Origin of the sequence: Staphylococcus hsinchuensis (assembly GCF_038789205.1) — a bacterium.
Taxonomy (GTDB): Bacteria; Bacillota; Bacilli; order Staphylococcales; family Staphylococcaceae; genus Staphylococcus; species Staphylococcus hsinchuensis.
On record NZ_CP128355.1, the window covers coordinates 92,907 to 112,426 of the forward strand.

The 19,520-nt window shown below is 37.1% G+C and carries 14 protein-coding genes, 6 tRNA genes and 3 rRNA genes; 2 read left to right on the forward strand and 21 right to left on the reverse strand.

The genetic code is table 11. From position 1 onward, the window contains the following. Positions 1-11: 11 nt before the first annotated feature. The 18 genes from QQM35_RS00495 to QQM35_RS00580 all read right to left on the reverse strand — a co-directional run bounded on the left by QQM35_RS00495 (position 12) and on the right by QQM35_RS00580 (position 14,991). Positions 12-944 (reverse strand): CdaR family protein, encoded by a 933-nt coding sequence (locus tag QQM35_RS00495; RefSeq protein ID WP_251518145.1) that lies wholly within the window; start codon positions 942-944, stop codon positions 12-14. A 1-nt stretch (position 945) separates the two neighbouring features. Continuing rightward, positions 946-1,752, reverse strand: coding sequence for a diadenylate cyclase CdaA (gene cdaA, locus QQM35_RS00500; RefSeq protein WP_251518143.1), 807 nt, complete (start codon positions 1,750-1,752; stop codon positions 946-948). Positions 1,753-1,928: 176 nt separating this feature from the next. After that, the gene (gene rocF / locus QQM35_RS00505) at positions 1,929-2,834 is read right to left on the reverse strand and encodes an arginase (protein WP_251518140.1); all 906 of its coding nucleotides are present in this window, start codon (positions 2,832-2,834) and stop codon (positions 1,929-1,931) included. Between the two features lie 257 nt (positions 2,835-3,091). Continuing rightward, positions 3,092-3,164: transfer RNA gene (locus QQM35_RS00510), tRNA-Lys, on the reverse strand. 3 nt (positions 3,165-3,167) lie between these two features. Then, a tRNA-Gln gene (locus QQM35_RS00515) sits at positions 3,168-3,242 on the reverse strand. A gap of 7 nt (positions 3,243-3,249) precedes the next feature. Beyond that, a tRNA-Tyr gene (locus QQM35_RS00520) sits at positions 3,250-3,333 on the reverse strand. Positions 3,334-3,350: 17 nt separating this feature from the next. Continuing rightward, positions 3,351-3,426: transfer RNA gene (locus QQM35_RS00525), tRNA-Val, on the reverse strand. A 5-nt stretch (positions 3,427-3,431) separates the two neighbouring features. Further along, positions 3,432-3,503 (reverse strand) — tRNA-Glu (locus QQM35_RS00530). 1 nt (position 3,504) lies between these two features. After that, a tRNA-Asn gene (locus tag QQM35_RS00535) sits at positions 3,505-3,579 on the reverse strand. A gap of 10 nt (positions 3,580-3,589) precedes the next feature. Continuing rightward, positions 3,590-3,704, reverse strand: a 5S ribosomal RNA gene (rrf, locus tag QQM35_RS00540). Positions 3,705-3,780: 76 nt separating this feature from the next. Beyond that, a 23S ribosomal RNA gene (locus QQM35_RS00545) occupies positions 3,781-6,702 on the reverse strand. A gap of 261 nt (positions 6,703-6,963) precedes the next feature. Continuing rightward, a 16S ribosomal RNA gene (locus tag QQM35_RS00550) occupies positions 6,964-8,513 on the reverse strand. The 16S, 23S and 5S rRNA genes sit together here with 6 tRNA genes alongside, the layout of an rRNA operon. Before the next feature lie 477 nt (positions 8,514-8,990). Next, a complete protein-coding gene (locus tag QQM35_RS00555) occupies positions 8,991-10,055 on the reverse strand; it encodes an Mrp/NBP35 family ATP-binding protein (RefSeq protein ID WP_251518137.1) in 1,065 nt (354 codons plus the stop codon). Between the two features lie 179 nt (positions 10,056-10,234). Further along, the gene (locus QQM35_RS00560; RefSeq protein ID WP_251518135.1) at positions 10,235-10,693 is read right to left on the reverse strand and encodes a SepA family multidrug efflux transporter; all 459 of its coding nucleotides are present in this window, start codon (positions 10,691-10,693) and stop codon (positions 10,235-10,237) included. Positions 10,694-10,853: 160 nt separating this feature from the next. Then, positions 10,854-12,188, reverse strand: a complete 1,335-nt coding sequence (gene sdrM, locus QQM35_RS00565; RefSeq protein WP_342610412.1) for a multidrug efflux MFS transporter SdrM — start codon at positions 12,186-12,188, stop codon at positions 10,854-10,856. 338 nt (positions 12,189-12,526) lie between these two features. Next, on the reverse strand, positions 12,527-13,213 hold the full coding sequence (trhA, locus tag QQM35_RS00570) for a PAQR family membrane homeostasis protein TrhA (RefSeq protein WP_251518130.1): 687 nt from the start codon (positions 13,211-13,213) through the stop codon (positions 12,527-12,529). 15 nt (positions 13,214-13,228) lie between these two features. After that, positions 13,229-14,416, reverse strand: a complete 1,188-nt coding sequence (locus QQM35_RS00575; RefSeq protein ID WP_251518127.1) for a UTP--glucose-1-phosphate uridylyltransferase — start codon at positions 14,414-14,416, stop codon at positions 13,229-13,231. A gap of 68 nt (positions 14,417-14,484) precedes the next feature. Beyond that, entirely contained in the window at positions 14,485-14,991 is a 507-nt protein-coding gene (locus QQM35_RS00580) for a metal-dependent hydrolase (RefSeq protein WP_251518124.1), read from the reverse strand. A gap of 171 nt (positions 14,992-15,162) precedes the next feature. Between QQM35_RS00580 and QQM35_RS00585 the strand changes: the two genes are divergently transcribed. Next, positions 15,163-15,423: a hypothetical protein gene (locus tag QQM35_RS00585; RefSeq protein WP_251518110.1), complete on the forward strand. Its 261-nt coding sequence runs from the start codon at positions 15,163-15,165 to the stop codon at positions 15,421-15,423. Positions 15,424-15,563: 140 nt separating this feature from the next. Further along, positions 15,564-15,878 carry a heme oxygenase gene (locus QQM35_RS00590; RefSeq protein ID WP_251518107.1) on the forward strand — a complete coding sequence of 105 codons (315 nt, stop codon included), beginning with the start codon at positions 15,564-15,566 and terminating at the stop codon, positions 15,876-15,878. A 114-nt stretch (positions 15,879-15,992) separates the two neighbouring features. Here the strand turns inward: QQM35_RS00590 and QQM35_RS00595 are convergent, their stop codons facing one another. From QQM35_RS00595 to QQM35_RS00605, 3 genes are all read right to left on the reverse strand, one after another. Further along, positions 15,993-17,366, reverse strand: coding sequence for a YjiH family protein (locus tag QQM35_RS00595; RefSeq protein ID WP_251942593.1), 1,374 nt, complete (start codon positions 17,364-17,366; stop codon positions 15,993-15,995). Between the two features lie 162 nt (positions 17,367-17,528). Then, positions 17,529-18,491: a FecCD family ABC transporter permease gene (locus tag QQM35_RS00600; protein ID WP_251942591.1), complete on the reverse strand. Its 963-nt coding sequence runs from the start codon at positions 18,489-18,491 to the stop codon at positions 17,529-17,531. Beyond that, on the reverse strand, positions 18,488-19,519 hold the full coding sequence (locus QQM35_RS00605) for a FecCD family ABC transporter permease (RefSeq protein ID WP_251518097.1): 1,032 nt from the start codon (positions 19,517-19,519) through the stop codon (positions 18,488-18,490). The genes QQM35_RS00600 and QQM35_RS00605 overlap by 4 nt, the downstream gene beginning before the upstream one ends. Position 19,520 lies beyond the last annotated feature (1 nt).

Sequence of the window (19,520 nt, forward strand, 5' to 3'; positions counted from 1 at the left end):
TTATAAAAACTCTATTTTACAATAACTTTAGCGTCGGTATCTTCAGGATTAACCTTTGATACTTTATCTGGTAAGTCAAATTGAACTTGTTTATTAGTAGTATCTGTAATGCCATTTACGTTAACATTAGCATTTATAGAATTAATATCTTCAATTTCTTTTCTGTTACCAAATATCTCTACCTCTTTATCGCTTAATTCAATCTTATCTAATTTCTTGTTGTCATCTAGTTCTCCCACAACATGTGGTTTAACCTTTACTTTTTTACTATAATTATCAACGTTTACCTTTAATTTAACATCTTCCGGGTCTATTAAAACATTTATCTTATTCAGATTTCTATCAAATGCTGTTATTTTTGCGTCATCTGTTGTATCTTTTGATATTTTACTATTATTCTTATAAGTCGCTTTTAAATATGCAATTTTATCAATTTGTTCTTTACCACCTGTCACACGTACATGATCTGGAGAAACTTCTTGTTTTTTCACTCTGTAGTTGTCACTCAAATCATTATTGCTGACATCTGGTTCAACCTTCATTGTTTTGCTAACTTTTTTCTCTAAGTTGACTGCTACCTCTTTCGGTTTAACTTTGTAATCTATATCCTTATTTAACCCATTTACTTTATACTGAACCGTATGTTTACCTGCTTTCTTGTCGCGCAAGTCAACAATCGCTTTTATATCTTCTGAATTTGCAGTTTGTAATATTTGCGATTGTGGTCCTGAAATCTCTACATCTACTTTTTTAGGTACATTATTGGCGTACAAAGTTTTATTGTCATATTTTACTTGAACTGGAACATCTTGAATCGTATCATCAGATTTCTGACCTAGTCTGTCCGAATCAAAGATGTTTCCAAATACGTTATTAACCGACAGTACAAATACAAGTGCTAATACTAAAGCAATTAATCTTAAGCCCCATTTACTTTCTAACATATTACTTCACACCTTTCTGATAAAAGTGTGAGCCAAACCAATGTTCAGCTAATAATTCTTCAAATGCTTCTGTAGAAATATCTTTTCTTAATTTACCGTCGAACGTCACTGATATTGAACCCGTTTCTTCTGATACAACAATAGTAAATGCATCTGAGACTTCTGAAATCCCAACAGCCGCTCTATGTCTTGTACCAAGACTTTTGGCAATCTTTGCACTATCTGATAAAGGCAAATAACTTGCTGCACTAGCAATTTTACTGTCTTGAATAATCATCGCTCCATCGTGTAAAGGTGTATTTGGAATAAAAACATTTGTTAATAGCTCTTGTGAAATATCTGAATTCATCGGTATACCTGTCTCAATATAATCTTGTAAACCTGTTTCCTTTTCAAATACAATCAGTGCTCCGATACGACGCTTTGCCATATATTGTACAGCTTTTGAAACTGATGAAATTAATTTACCTTCATCATTATTTAAATTAGATGAGTAACGTTTAAATAAACTACCTCTACCTAATTGTTCTAAAGCTCGTCTTATCTCTGGTTGGAATATAACAATTAACGCTAGCACTCCCCATTGAATAACTAAATCAAATAGACGAGAAGTTGCAGTTAGACTAAGCATTTTACTCACTTGTTGTCCTATTACAATGACAACAATACCTTTTAATAGTTGAATGGCTTTCGTACCTTTAAAAACTGTAATGAGAAGATAAAGTACATACCATACAATGAGTAAATCGAGTACACTTGTAATTATTTTCACTGTACTCCAGTTATCAAATAAATTGGAAAAATCCATAACATCTCCTCCGGTATTCTGTTCCCATGCTATCTATTATACCAATCATAAGTTTTCCTGTCATATTAAGTTATGCAGAAATGATACAAAAATAAAAAGGCTGAACCAAATCCTGACATAACTGAATATAATTTATCCAATTATGTATAGATTTATGTTCAACCTTACCGTATAAACTATAATAATGTTTCTCCGAAGAAACTGCCTAATAAACTCACTGCTTGTTCTGCTGTATGATTATTTTGATCTATCAACGGGTTCACCTCTACTATATCCATAGAAGTGATTAAGTTAGATTGATGTAACAGTTCCATTGCATAATGACTTTCTCTATAAGTTAATCCACCAAGTACTCTTGTACCAGTACCAGGGGTCTCGGTTGGGTCTACACCATCAACATCTAATGAGAAGTGGATTCCATCAGTTTTATCCTCTAAATAATCTATTGCCTCAGTTATCACTTTTTCAATTCCAAGTCGATCTATATCTGCCATAGTATAAGTCTTAATATTGTTTTCTTTAATATAACTTCTTTCACCATGATCTAAATCTCTCATACCAATGAGTACAACGTTTTCTGATTTTACTTTTGGAGATGGATAGGCTATATTCACTAATGATTCATTTCCTTCACCTAATAGTACACGTAAAGGCATACCATGAACATTTCCAGAAGGTGATTCTTCTGGTACGTTTAAATCGCCATGTGCATCATACCAAATCACACCCAAATTATTATAATGCTTACTAATACCTGAAATTGAACCTATTGCAATTGAATGGTCCCCACCCAATGTTAATGGAAAATGATCACTTTCTATACTTTCAGAAGTTGCTTCACTTAAATTTTTCGACATTGCAATTATTTCATCCAAATTACGTAACCCTTTTTGAGCACCATGAAATTTTTTAAGATCCATAGGTGGGACGTCAATATTCCCTTTATCTTCTATCTTATGTCCAATCGCTTCTATACGTTCAACTATCCCTGCATAACGTATGGCATCTGGCCCAAAATCTACACCTAATTTGCGCTGTCCATATGTAGAAGGCGCTCCAATAATATCAATTGTTCGTTTCATATTATAACAACCCCTTTGCTTTCATTATATTTAGAATAATCTAAATAATAAAAACATTCAAGACAAATGTAATATAATATATTAGCTTTTAAAATACATTTACATAAAAAGTCAATATAATGATTTAACATACAATTTTCTCTACTTAACATCAGATTTCCCACTAAGTAATTTATAAATATTTAATTTTCATTTTTTAACTGATAGTAAATTTGCATATAAAAAAAAGCATTTCTTTAACAAGAAATGCTTTAAAGTGAGCCATAGAGGATTCGAACCTCTGACCCTCTGATTAAAAGTCAGATGCTCTACCAACTGAGCTAATGGCTCAAATGGCTGGGCTAGCTGGATTCGAACCAGCGCGTGACGGAGTCAAAGTCCGTTGCCTTACCGCTTGGCTATAGCCCAATATGAATGGTGGAGGGGGGCAGATTCGAACTGCCGAACCCGAAGGAGCGGATTTACAGTCCGCCGCGTTTAGCCACTTCGCTACCCCTCCGCGCTATTTAATTAAAATGGTGGAGGATGACGGGTTCGAACCGCCGACCCCCTGCTTGTAAGGCAGATGCTCTCCCAGCTGAGCTAATCCTCCATAAATGACCCCGACGGGACTCGAACCCGTGTTACCGCCGTGAAAGGGCGGTGTCTTAACCGCTTGACCACGGGGCCATGGCTCCACAGGTAGGACTCGAACCTACGACCGATCGGTTAACAGCCGATAGCTCTACCACTGAGCTACTGTGGATTAATCAAATGCCTGGCAACGTCCTACTCTTGCGGAACGTAAGTCCGACTACCATCGGCGCTAAGGAGCTTAACTTCTGTGTTCGGCATGGGAACAGGTGTGACCTCCTTGCCATTGTCACCAGACAATGAACTGTATGAAATTATACATTCAAAACTAGATAATAAGTAAAATGAATGAAACCAAACAAAACGTTTAAAATTGATTAAGTCTTCGATCGATTAGTATTCGTCAGCTCCACGTATCGCTACGCTTCCACCTCGAACCTATTAACCTCATCATCTTTGAGGGATCTTATAACCGAAGTTGGGAAATCTCATCTTGAGGGGGGCTTCATGCTTAGATGCTTTCAGCACTTATCCCGTCCATACATAGCTACCCAGCGATGCCGTTGGCACGACAACTGGTACACCAGAGGTATGTCCATCCCGGTCCTCTCGTACTAAGGACAGCTCCTCTCAAATTTCCTACGCCCACGACGGATAGGGACCGAACTGTCTCACGACGTTCTGAACCCAGCTCGCGTACCGCTTTAATGGGCGAACAGCCCAACCCTTGGGACCGACTACAGCCCCAGGATGCGATGAGCCGACATCGAGGTGCCAAACCTCCCCGTCGATGTGAACTCTTGGGGGAGATAAGCCTGTTATCCCCGGGGTAGCTTTTATCCGTTGAGCGATGGCCCTTCCATGCGGAACCACCGGATCACTAAGTCCGTCTTTCGACCCTGCTCGACTTGTAGGTCTCGCAGTCAAGCTTCCTTATGCCTTTACACTCTATGAATGATTTCCAACCATTCTGAGGAAACCTTTGAGCGCCTCCGTTACTCTTTAGGAGGCGACCGCCCCAGTCAAACTGCCCATCTGACACTGTCTCCCACCATGATTAATGGTGCGGGTTAGAAATCCAACACAGCAAGGGTAGTATCCCACCAACGCCTCCACGTAAGCTAGCGCTCACGTTTCTAAGGCTCCTACCTATCCTGTACAAGCTGTGCCGAATTTCAATATCAGACTACAGTAAAGCTCCACGGGGTCTTTCCGTCCTGTCGCGGGTAACCTGCATCTTCACAGGTACTATGATTTCACCGAGTCTCTCGTTGAGACAGTGCCCAAATCGTTACGCCTTTCGTGCGGGTCGGAACTTACCCGACAAGGAATTTCGCTACCTTAGGACCGTTATAGTTACGGCCGCCGTTTACTGGGGCTTCGATTCGTGGCTTCGCAGAAGCTAACCACTCCTCTTAACCTTCCAGCACCGGGCAGGCGTCAGCCCCTATACATCACCTTACGGTTTAGCAGAGACCTGTGTTTTTGATAAACAGTCGCTTGGGCCTATTCACTGCGGCTCTCCTGGGCTTGCACCCTAAAGAGCACCCCTTCTCCCGAAGTTACGGGGTCATTTTGCCGAGTTCCTTAACGAGAGTTCGCTCGCTCACCTTAGAATTCTCATCTTGATTACCTGTGTCGGTTTGCGGTACGGGCACCAGTATTCTAGCTAGAGACTTTTCTTGGCAGTGTGAAATCAGCGACTCGAGGAAACAATTTCCTCTCCCCATCACAACTTGACCTTATGAGTGTCGGATTTGCCTAACACTCAGTCTTATTGTTTGGACGTGCACTCCAACAGCACGCTTCGCCTATCCTACTGCGTCCTCCCATCGCTTAAAACGAATCATGGTGGTACAGGAATATCAACCTGTTATCCATCGCCTACGCCTGTCGGCCTCAGCTTAGGACCCGACTAACCCAGAGCGGACGAGCCTTCCTCTGGAAACCTTAGTCAATCGGTGGACGGGATTCTCACCCGTCTTTCGCTACTCACACCGGCATTCTCACTTCTAAGCGCTCCACATGTCCTTGCGATCATGCTTCAACGCCCTTAGAACGCTCTCCTACCATTGTCCTACGGACAATCCACAGCTTCGGTAATATGTTTAGCCCCGGTACATTTTCGGCGCAGTGTCACTCGACTAGTGAGCTATTACGCACTCTTTAAATGATGGCTGCTTCTAAGCCAACATCCTAGTTGTCTGGGCAACGCCACATCCTTTTCCACTTAACATATATTTTGGGACCTTAGCTGGTGGTCTGGGCTGTTTCCCTTTCGAACACGGATCTTATCACTCGCGTTCTGACTCCCAAGTTAAATTGATTGGCATTCGGAGTTTGTCTGAATTCGGTAACCCGAGAAGGGCCCCTCGTCCAAACAGTGCTCTACCTCCAATAATCATCACTTGAGGCTAGCCCTAAAGCTATTTCGGAGAGAACCAGCTATCTCCAGGTTCGATTGGAATTTCTCCGCTACCCACAACTCATCCGCTCACTTTTCAACGTAAGTCGGTTCGGCCCTCCATTCAGTGTTACCTGAACTTCAGCCTGGTCATGGGTAGATCACCTGGTTTCGGGTCTACGACCAAATACTCAACGCCCTATTCAGACTCGCTTTCGCTACGGCTCCACATTTGCTACTTAACCTTGCATCAGATCGTAACTCGCCGGTTCATTCTACAAAAGGCACGCCATCACCCATTAACGGGCTCTGACTACTTGTAAGCACACGGTTTCAAGTTCTATTTCACTCCCCTTCCGGGGTACTTTTCACCTTTCCCTCACGGTACTGGTTCACTATCGGTCACTAGAGAGTATTTAGCCTTAGGAGATGGTCCTCCCAGATTCCGACGGAATTACACGTGCTCCGTCGTACTCAGGATCCACTCAAGAGTGAACAGATTTTCGACTACAGGATTATTACCTTCTCTGATGTAACTTTCCAGTTACTTCGTCTAATCTATTCTTTTCTAACTCCGTAGAGAGTGTCCTACAACCCCAATAAGCAAGCTCATTGGTTTGGGCTCTTCCCGTTTCGCTCGCCGCTACTCAGGGAATCGATTTTTCTTTCTCTTCCTGCGGGTACTAAGATGTTTCAGTTCTCCGCGTCTACCTTCGGATATGCTATGTATTCACATATCGATAACACGACATAACTCGTGTTGGGTTTCCCCATTCGGAAATCTCTGGATCACAGCTTACTTACAGCTCCCCAAAGCATATCGTCGTTAGTAACGTCCTTCATCGGCTTCTAGTGCCAAGGCATTCACCGTGCGCCCTTAATAACTTAATCTATGTTTTTAGTCAAAAGACTAAAAAGCAAACGTTATTAATCTGTGAGTGTTCTTTCGAACACTAGCGATTATTTTTGAATTCAAGCGTATACACGCTATTCACTCGGTTTTGCTTGGTAAAATCATTATTTTACTTATTTATCTAGTTTTCAATGTACAATCATTTGTTGAATACTCTGATGAGCATTCAAAACTGAATACAATATGTCAATGTTATTCCGTTATCATCTTCGTAGAAGATGTTCCGAATATATCCTTAGAAAGGAGGTGATCCAGCCGCACCTTCCGATACGGCTACCTTGTTACGACTTCACCCCAATCATTTGTCCCACCTTCGACGGCTAGCTCCAAAGGTTACTCCACCGGCTTCGGGTGTTACAAACTCTCGTGGTGTGACGGGCGGTGTGTACAAGACCCGGGAACGTATTCACCGTAGCATGCTGATCTACGATTACTAGCGATTCCAGCTTCATGTAGTCGAGTTGCAGACTACAATCCGAACTGAGAACAACTTTATGGGATTTGCTTGACCTCGCGGTTTAGCTGCCCTTTGTATTGTCCATTGTAGCACGTGTGTAGCCCAAATCATAAGGGGCATGATGATTTGACGTCATCCCCACCTTCCTCCGGTTTGTCACCGGCAGTCAGCCTAGAGTGCCCAACTTAATGATGGCAACTAAGCTTAAGGGTTGCGCTCGTTGCGGGACTTAACCCAACATCTCACGACACGAGCTGACGACAACCATGCACCACCTGTCACTTTGTCCCCCGAAGGGGAAAACTCTATCTCTAGAGCGATCAAAGGATGTCAAGATTTGGTAAGGTTCTTCGCGTTGCTTCGAATTAAACCACATGCTCCACCGCTTGTGCGGGTCCCCGTCAATTCCTTTGAGTTTCAACCTTGCGGTCGTACTCCCCAGGCGGAGTGCTTAATGCGTTAGCTGCAGCACTAAGGGGCGGAAACCCCCTAACACTTAGCACTCATCGTTTACAGCGTGGACTACCAGGGTATCTAATCCTGTTTGATCCCCACGCTTTCGCACATCAGCGTCAGTTGCAGACCAGAAAGTCGCCTTCGCCACTGGTGTTCCTCCATATCTCTGCGCATTTCACCGCTACACATGGAATTCCACTTTCCTCTTCTGCACTCAAGTTTTCCAGTTTCCAATGACCATCCACGGTTGAGCCGTGGGCTTTCACATCAGACTTAAAAAACCGCCTACGCGCGCTTTACGCCCAATAATTCCGGATAACGCTTGCCACCTACGTATTACCGCGGCTGCTGGCACGTAGTTAGCCGTGGCTTTCTGATTAGGTACCGTCAAGACGCGCACAGTTACTTACGCATTTGTTCTTCCCTAATAACAGAGCTTTACGATCCGAAGACCTTCATCACTCACGCGGCGTTGCTCCGTCAGGCTTTCGCCCATTGCGGAAGATTCCCTACTGCTGCCTCCCGTAGGAGTCTGGACCGTGTCTCAGTTCCAGTGTGGCCGATCACCCTCTCAGGTCGGCTACGTATCGTTGCCTTGGTAAGCCGTTACCTTACCAACTAGCTAATACGGCGCGGGTCCATCCATAAGTGATAGCAAGGCCATCTTTCACTTTAGAACCATGCGGTTCTAAATATTATCCGGCATTAGCCCCGGTTTCCCGGAGTTATTCCAGTCTTATGGGTAGGTTACCCACGTGATACTCACCCGTCCGCCGCTAACGTCAAAGGAGCAAGCTCCTTATCTGTTCGCTCGACTTGCATGTATTAGGCACGCCGCCAGCGTTCATCCTGAGCCAGGATCAAACTCTCCATAAAAATTTATGATGTTTGATTAGCTCATAATACTAAATGTGTTTCTTCAACACTTGTTAACAACTTTAAGTTGTTGCGTTTGGAATTAACGTTGACATATTGTCATTCAGTTTTCAATGTTCATTTAAATATCGGCTTTTCTATGTTAACAACTCTGTTAAGGAATGTCAATAGAAAATTAATTTTGTAAATGTTTTGTTAACATCACTTTTATAATATTAAAACAAAACAAATAACTTTTCAAGTATATTTTTTACACTTTTTATAAAGGAATTAAATAATTCCGTGCCGTTTTTGACGACTTCTATATAATATCAATCTCAACAATTAATGTCAATAGCTCAAACAATTTTTTATGAAAAGTAATTTCAAAAAAACGTTTTGTCTGTCTTATTGATCACAAGGACTTATTCTACCATCTTTTTAAAATTTTTCAATAGAAAAAACGAAGAAAAGTAAAACTCTTCTTCGTTTTTAAGATTATTTATTTGTTTTTTCGATGATTTGTTGTGCTATTGATTGGTATATTTTACCTAAGCTATCTTCTGCTTGGTAAATAGAAGGTGCAAAATCATTAGGGTTCCAAGAAGGTTGTTCAAGTGGTAATTGACCTAGAACATCTGTCTGGAGTTCTTGTGCTAACTTCTCTCCTCCACCTTTACCGAATACATATTCTTTATTTCCTGTTTCTTTACTTTGGAAGTAAGACATATTTTCAATGACACCTAAGATTGAGTGATCTGTATGCTTGGCCATTGCACCTGCTCTGGCTGCAACAAATGCTGCTGTAGGATGAGGTGTAGAAACGATAATTTCTTTACTTGAAGGTAACATTGTATGTACGTCTAAGGCTACGTCGCCTGTACCAGGTGGTAAATCTAAGATTAAGTAATCTAATTCTCCCCATCTTACTTCAGTAAAGAAGTTCGTTAACATCTTACCTAACATAGGACCTCTCCATATGACAGGTGCATTTTCTTCAACAAAGAATGCCATTGAGATTACTTTGACACCATAGCGTTCTACGGGAATAATTTCTTTGCCTTCAACACCTGGTCTTTCGTCGATGCCCATCATATCAGGAACGCTAAAACCATAAATATCTGCGTCCACTAATCCTACCTTTTTTCCTTCTCTTGCAAGAGAAACTGCAAGATTGACTGCGACTGTTGACTTACCAACGCCACCTTTACCTGAAGCTATCGCGATAAACTCAACAGGATTATCCTTAGATAACAGCCCTTCAATCGTTTGAGGTTCATCTGAACCTGCGCCTCTATATTGTTCTACCGTTTCTGAAGGTAGTTCTTCGAATCTAATGCCGACTGTATTCGCGCCATTTTCTTTTAAAACTTCTACAATTGCCATTTGTAAATCTAGTTGTGGTTGACCTCCTAATTGAGCCATAGCTACTTTAACACTAACGTGCTCAATCTCTTCTTTTATTTTGACATCCACAATACCATCAGTTTCTTTTAATGGCACATCTATTATTGGGTCTTTGATTTCACCAACAAGAGATTTTACTTCTTCTATTGATAACACAATATATCCCCCTTTAAAAACTAGTGTATGAATTGTATTCTAACAAACAACGACATAGTTTGCTTTATAATCATTCGAATTAAGTATAAATAGCATAAAAAATAAAAAAAAGAAGTTAGCTCACAAACTTTAAAAAAGTCGAACTAACTTCTAAATTATTAATAATCCTACAAAATGAGTCATTTATTTTTTTGATTAAGGTTTTCACTTTCTGGATAAAATATTTCCTTACATATGAAGAGAAGTCCCATAATTAATACGATGACCCAAAAATCAATATTAATATAGCTATAATGAATATGAACTACAAAATAAAATATTAAAGTCGTCACTGTAAACGTAATCAACTGAAATGTTAAACCTTGAAAATACGGACTATCAGGCATTTTCTTTCTGAAATAATCCATGAGGTTTTCTATAAAGAATAATGTAAAGTAACCAAATACGATATAGCTACCATAATAAATTAAATTATCATAGAAACTTTTATTATAACCAAAATAAGCGAGGTGGAAATAAATTAATATTCTACTTAAACCATAGAGCCCAAAACCTAGAAAAGCTAAGAAGATAGCTCCAGACATGATAAATACAGAAAGCACAATAAGCGTTGTGAATAAATATTTAATATATTTCATTGCCTACTGTCCTCCCTTTTTATTATATATTAATTCCATGTTTTTATAATTATCCCCGTATAATCATCATAGTATCATTATAACAATCAACTACCAAATAACTAGAAACCTTATTTGAAATGTAGCATGAGCTTAGTATTAATACCCTGTCTTAAAGTATTTAATTCGTGATTTTACCTCGGTAAACTGTAGTCCAAAGTATGATTAAACCAATTAAAATTATAATTGATAATAAAATAACATTGTGAATATGATAAACAGTAAACGAAAGTGAAAGTGCATATGCATAACCCATAATTGTCGAACCAAATGAATTACCTATACTTTTAGTTAATGTGTAAAGGGACATCATTTTTTTCATATTTGTAGGGTCTGACTCTTCTTGTGTTATTACGCTATCTTTTGTATAAACTATACCGAAACTCATTCCAGCAAGTAATAGACTCACCGCTATAAATATTGGTGAGGATGTTCCGAACATCACTAATATGCCACAAAGCATTAATGATGTAAAAGCAAATAAATATAACATTTCTCTACTCATTTTACTTTCCAGTTTATCTAGAACAAAGTTAAGTAATAACCATGCAAATGATATAGGGAAAATTACGAATCCACTTTGTAATGGAGAAAGATGTAAGTATTCTTGTAAGAATGATGGCATATATAAATTATAGCCCATAAGAATAATTGCATAGGAAAAATCAGTTATAAACACTAATATAATACTTCGGTTAAACTCCATAACTGGAATAAAAGGATTACTTTGCTTCTTCTCACTTTTAATTAAATATACACCCACAATTATTGCTACGATGAGTGCAACAATATTTAGAATAATTCCCCCTTGATACATCACAGCGAAGGTTAAACTAAAGATAAATACGTAAAATAACGATAACCCTCTCAAATCTAATTTACTGGCATTCGAAGTGGTTTCTCTTTCAAAATGAAATGTTAGTAAAACCATAATCATTGCAATCACGGCAATAGGAATGTTTATGTAAAACAACCAGTGCCAAGACGCAATTTCTAGAATACCGCCACCTAATAATGGACCTATTATACTAGAAATGCCCCATACACTTCCTACAATTCCCATAACTTTATAGCGGAATGGTATATCAAATGCTAATTTAGGTACAATTTGACTTAGCGACATCATTACTCCAGCTCCGAGTCCTTGAACAAACCTTGAAATGATTAGCATCATAAATGTTTGACTTAAACCAGAAAATAAACTACCTATTGTAAATAGAGATATACCTACTAAAGTGATGTATATAATTTTAGTACGACTGAGCAATTCACCTACAATAGGATTTGCTATCACTATAGCAATAAAATATATTGCAAATATGAGTGATATTGAATGTGTCACGTTCAAATCATTCTTTATTGTTGGGATAGCTAGAGAAACGATACATGTTTCAATCGCTGACATAAACATTACTAATACGAGCGCAGTAACGACCCCTATTGATTTCCAATTCAAACTATATCACCTCTCTAATATATCTAATTAAACCATTATAAATTATCCACTTTTTATCTTTTAATGCAATACATAATATGTAAATTACATCTTCTGGCCTATGAAAAATTTAAAATTCGCAAATAGTATATAGAAGTTATTATTTGCTGATTAAATCGCTATCATCGAGAAATATTATTCTGATAAGCACAAAAATAGAGTCTGGGACAAACATAGATGTCTCAGACTCTTTAACAATTAGGTAGAACTATGAAATTTCCGTTAGAAAATTCAATTTCTGTCCCATTCCCTATACATTTCAATTATTAACTATATTATCTTAGTGATTAGACTGAATATTATTTAATGAAATATACAATCGCTATAAAATGACATATAGATGCAAACATTATAAAGAAATGCCATATCATATGAAAGTACGTACGCTCTTTCTGTGCATAAAACCAAGCACCTACTGTATATGCAATACCTCCAAATAAAATAAACAGCATAAACGTCAGCGATGTATCAAATAAAATAGTAGGTATAAATAGTACACCTATCCATCCCATAACTAAATACATTGTTAAGCTAAGTTTATGGCTAACATTTTTCGATAATGATTTATACAGGACACCCCAAATGGTGATACCCCATAGAATTAGCATTGCTGACCAGCCTAACCATCCACCTACTACAAGTATACATACGGGGGTATACGTGCCAGCAATCGCAACATAAATCATGCTATGGTCGATAATGCGCAACACGAGTTTATGTGATGAGTAACTTGGCATTGTGTGATAAATTGTTGATGACATAAACATTAAAAATATACTTATGACGAATATCGATACGCTCAGTGCGCCTATGCCACCAAATTCAATATAACTTTTAACGGCTGCATATGGTAAAGCTATTAGGGTTAAAAAACTTGCCACCCCATGGGAAACTGAATTACCTACTTCTTCACCAAAACTTAATGGAATCATTTTTCTCAAAGTATTATCGCTATTTTTCAAATCAGTTTCCATGGAATCTGACATAATTTTAACCACCTTTTAAATCAAACCAACTCGTTTCAAGTCAGCTGTTGCTGTTTCAACACTATCTTTACCTTCCTTATTTTTTAAAGGAGAAAATTCTTCTTCTCTCGGTACTTGAAGTGTAGTAAAACTATTCGCATATTGGAATATATCAAAATAGAACAATTCAAATTTGAGCGTAGACTGTTCAATCACGCCAAAGTCCTCATCTAGTTGCTTCAATTTCTTGACAGCTAAATGATACGGTAATTTGTAATCTACAACGTTTGTTATAAAGCTAAGCTTGAAACTATGGATGCCGATGTTGGCATTATCCAAGGAATTTGCCGCTGACTCATCTAACTCAGAATATTCATAAACTGAATCTTTTTGATCAACATTTACAAGTCTACCAACACTTTCACCTTCCTTGGGTTTAATAGACTTAGTTGCTACATCTACACTCTTTTGATAAGTGTAACCTGCAAACATAGGATCTAGTACCTTTACTAAGACGTTATCAATATTATTTAAAAAGATAAATTCTACACCGTTTTCAGACATTTCCTCCAGGTAGCCAGCTTTCTTCAATGATTTGAAGATACCTCCATTACCATTTGGCGTTTCTAAAATATTGCCATTAACATCTAATACAAGTTTACCTTCTTCAGATAACGCCACTACATTATCTTGTTTAAAGAAATGGATATGTTCTTTGTCGTAGCCAAAATAATCCTGATCTTCAAAGAATAATTGCGTTTCACGATTATTTATCTTGCTCGTCATGATATACCAATCTATATAAACTCCTGTTTGCTCATATAAATTGATAAGTTGACGCGCCTGAAGTTCAAACAAACTTACGTCTTCGATTTCGTAAGTACCTTTAGGCCCTTTATAACCTAAACGTGTACCTTGACCACCAGCCATTAATACCACGGCGAACTTTCCTTTTTTAATTGCTTCTAGTCCTGTCTTTTCAAAATCTTTAATTTCTTCATCTGTATAATCATTCTTCACATTGTAGCTCACTTCATCAATAGAAGATACGTCGTTAATAACTTTCTTATTTACATACAGTTCTTCATATAGACTTTGAATGTCAGCTAAATCAAGTTCTTCTACTTTATTAGCTAGTTGCTCTTTTTCATTATTGCTCATCATTTTTTCAAATTCAGTTAAATGTCCCTGATTATATTTGTCCAATTCTTTCTTATCTAGCATAAGTTCTCTCCTCAATTTTAAAGAATAATATTTATACTATAATATGTATTGATTTACCCCAAAATTATTTAATGAATCCATTGCGAAATAAAAGGATCTATAAACGGTCGTAATAGCACATAACAAGTACCAACTGTTATCGCACTAGCTAATGACAAATCTACTAATCCTCCAGTTCGACAAACAAATGGAAATCTAACATTAATCGGAAGTGGATAAAATAATTTAACACCCCTTGATGTTAACATGTCTAGTATAACATGTGATATTAATCCTAACATAATTGTTACTATATAACGTGTGGGAGATTGTATAAAGACTAATAATGCTCCAATGATTATCATGAACAACAATGAATGCGTAAACGTCCGATGTCCAAATAACATTCTTACAATGAAACTAATTAATTTAAAGCGTCTTCCAATGATACTACGTGTATGGCAAATATCAGGAAATATACTCGAAATTACTGCCAAAGTCATAATCGTAACAGATGTAAATATTTCTGTATGGAAATAATTAATAGATAATGCACCTATTAAAAGTCCACAAGATATATGCGTTTTGCCTGTCATTTACATTGCTCCTTTAAAGGATATAGTAACACATTTAAAGCGAAAATGCGAACATACTTTCGCAACGAAAAAAGTATAACACAATAATTAAAAGTATCGCATAATTCCTTGAAAGCGATTACAAGTTATTGTATGATATAGCTACAAAATATTTAAAGGATGTGTTCAGTAATGGCAATGACTGTAAAGAAAGATAATAACGAAGTACGAATTCAATGGAGAGTTGCAGATATTAAGATTCCTACTAGTGAAATAACAAATATTTCTCAAGATCAAAATATCCACGAAGTTCCTAAATTAGATAGAGACAAAGTTTCTCGTATCGGTTCTACTTTCGGTAAAACAAATCGCGTAATCATTGATACTAAAGACCATGAATACATTATTTATACTCAAAACGATCAAAAAGTATACAACGAAATAACAAAATAAATTTAATACTTTATATAAAAACCTGTTAGGTTCATTTCGAATCTAACAGGTTCTTTGTTATAAATTACAGCTATGCTTTTAAAACAGATTTTATCTCTAGAATGTTATAATAGTAGAAAATAATGAAAGAGGTGAATCCAATGTATGTCGTTACAAATCGAATGAAACTAAAAGCTGGTTTCGCTGAAAAGATGGCGCCTCATTTTACTAAAGGTGGAAAAATTGAGGAGTTGAATGGTTTCAAACGTATTGAAGTGTGGCAGCTCGATAACGAGGAAGATGCAGATTATATGTACGTTAATACATGGTGGGAAACTGAAGAAGACTTTAATGCATGGCTTAAGAGTGATGCCTTTAAAGAGGCACATGGTCATAAATCAAAATCTAAAGATGAGGAATCACCGGTAATAGAAAATGAAATCGTAAAAGCGCACGTCCTATCTACACTTGATTAATTGTATACTAAAAAAACACGTCAGGTTCTTATTAAACCTGACGTGTTTTTATTCATTTTAATGTATATTTTTGATTATAAAACTAATAAATTACCTTAAACGCAACAAGCTTAATTAGCCGAAATATAAGTGCGCCATCAACGCGATAATCGGTAAAGCGATGATTGTACGAATTAAAAAGATTATAAACAGTTTAAAGATACTCACTGGTATCTTCGAACCTAAAATAACGCCACCAACTTCTGATAAGTAGATAAGTTGAGAAATACTTAAGGCACCAACCACGAATAAAGTAATATCGTTTTTAACACCATCTATTAAAATGGATGGCAAGAACATATCTGCAAATCCGATAATAATTGTTTCAGATGCTTTGGTAGCTTCGGGTATTTGTAATAATTCTAAATATGGCAAGAATGGTTTTCCTATAATCGCAAAGAATGGCGTGTAATTTGCAATGATTGTCGCAATTGTACCGATGCTCATTACCACTGGCAAGATCGCAAACCACATATCAACTACAGTTTTAAATCCTGAAATAAAGAATTCTTTAACTCCTGGCGCTTTGATACCTGTTTCTGTAGCTTGTTGGAAACCGTAACTTATTGCCGATTGGTTGTCTGGCAATTTCTCTGTTCGATGTTCTTCCGGTACTTCTTTTGCATATTCATCTTTTATTGCACTTAAAGGCCATATTCTCGGCAATATTAACGCACAAACAAGACACGATACAATAACACTTAAATAAAAATAAAAGAAATGATTTTGCATATTTACAGTATTTGCTACAACTATAGCAAAAGTTATTGATACAACGCTAAATGTCGTTGAAATTACTGTCGCCTCACGTCTTGAATAAAAACCTAATTGATATTGTCTACTCGTAATAACGACCCCGACTGTCCCATCACCAATAAACGAAGCTAAATTGTCTACTGTAGATCGTCCAGGTAAGGTAAATAATGGTCTCATTATTGGTCTAAAAATTGGACCAAGTAACTCAAGTAAACCATACTCCATAAGTAATGGTAAGAATAGTGCTGCAAAGAAAAATACTGTCACTAACGTAGGTAATAAATCACTAAATATTAACCCACCTGTGTCAGAAGAATAGATGACTTTCGTCCCAATCTTTAAATATGTCATCCATACAAATACCACAGCCAAAATTCTTAATATAAGCCAAACTGGTCTAACTTTAAATGCACTAGCTAATAATCCAGTAGGATGTATCTTATCCTTATATATCGTTGAACAAAGTAGTGTGATTATTCCTGATACTGTAATGATTAAAACAATAATGATGGGCATTGCGCCCCCTATAATATCTTTCAAAAATGACGCTAAAAATGCTACAGGCAAAGTGGTTTCTGTCTTACCATCTTTTGTTACTGGAATAGGTATTAAAAATAAGATTATCCCAATTAATGACATAATGATAAATTTCAATCTGCCCTTCAAAATTTGCGATCGACTATATTGGTTCATAAGTTTCACCCCTTGGTGGTTTTTATCTCTTTTAAATAACACCAATAATTATAACCTATTATGCATAAATATGTAAATAACTAAATGTATTATTTTACTGACATTATTTATCATACTATATACATAATTTAATTGCTTCACAATATATTTTCACTTAAGGGATCATATTTTTCTCAATAAGAATAAGAAATATGGAACTCCAACAATTGCAACTATGACACCAACGGGGATATCTAATGGAGGGTGAATACCTCGTGCTAAACCATCGCTGAGTGTGAGTAATAATGCTCCCATTAAACCAGACATAATCGTAATATGAATATGTTTATGTCCTACTATACGTCGTGCGATATGCGGTGCAATTAATCCTAGAAAACTTAATCCTCCTACAACTGATATCGATGCACCAGCTAATATGACTGCTAATAGCAACAGAATCATTTTAGTTCTCTTAACCTTTGCACCTAATGCGATAGCAATATCATCACCTAACGATAAAATATCCAGTTGATTACAAAAATATACAATTAATGGTACTGCTATAATAAACCACGGCAATATTACTAAAACATTCGACATGTTATGTCCGTATAAACTACCAGTCAACCACACTAATGCTTTATTAGCATCTAAAGGGTTACGGATGAGTAAATATTGTACAATCGCTGAACAAATCGCCCCAATTGCCAAACCAATTAATGCGAGTTTTGACCCGCTCACATTAAATTTTGAAATCAGTACCGTTAAAATCACACTAATAATCAATGCACCAAAAAATGAACCAAATGGTAAAACAAATAATGGCGCTGATGGAAATAACATAATGATAATGACAGCTGTTAAACTGGCACCTTTAGTTATACCAATAACGTCAGGAGAAGCTAAAGGGTTTCGTACAACTCCTTGTATTAACGAACCTGACATAGCTAGACTACTACCCACGATGAGACCTAATAACATTCTCGGCAAACGATATTCATTCAATATAAAATTATCGTGTGTGAAAATTCCCTTAATTGCATCTATTGGGTTTATCATTACAGAACCAATAGATAAAGTGGCAACTGAAGCTAAGAGCAGCAGTATAACAACTATTACATATCTTATTGTTAATTGCTTACTCATAGGCTTTCCACTCCTTTAATCGTAATCACTAAGAAATAAATAGCACCTAAAAATGCAGTTACAATTCCAACAGGTGATTCAAATGGATACGCAACTAATCGACTCAATACATCAGATAACATTAATAAATCTGCGCCTATAATCATCGTTAAAGGCACCATTAGCTTATAGTCCGTACGTATATAATGCTTAACGATATGCGGTACGATTAAACCTACAAACCCAATAGGTCCTGCTACTGAGACTGAAGCACCAGCCATTACGATTACTAATACACCTGTAATAAGACGTAGCATTTTAACATTTTGACCTAAGGCAGTTGCTAAATCTTCACCAAGTTCCATAATTGTTAGTTGACGTGCTATTAATATCGTGATGATAAATGCAATTATTAACCAAGGTAAGATAGCGATAACTTGTGCCCATTTTATTGTTGAAAGTGAACCAACAAGCCAAAACATAACTGATGTAGTCGCATCTTCATTCAATAAGATAATACCTTGAGTCATACTTGAAAAGAATAGATGAATCGCCATTCCGGCAAGCGCTAACTTGACTGGTGTCATCCCTTTCGTTGAACCTGACAATAAATAAACGGTTAACCCACCGATGAAAGCACCAACAAAAGCAAGTATTGTAGAGAAGCCAGATAAAGCAGGGATTAACATTGTAATTAAAACCACTACAAATGAAGCACCTGAATTCACCCCAAAAATTTGAGGTGAAGCGAGTGGGTTTCTCGTCATCGCTTGCATAAGCAAACCGGATAATGCTAAAGCTGCCCCTATAATTAAACCAGCAAGCATTCTTGGCATACGTACACTATGTATTAAATTAGTTTGTTTTGTATGATCATTCAAAATATAATCTTTAAAATCATTGATATTTATCTGTGATGAACCAATACGTAAATTTAAATACATAATGACAAAAAGCGCACATACACTCACTATAAAAGTGAGCGCAGTGCGTTTTTGCATTTTAGTGTCTTTCGTATTGGTTTGACTAATATTTGATTGTTTAGTCATT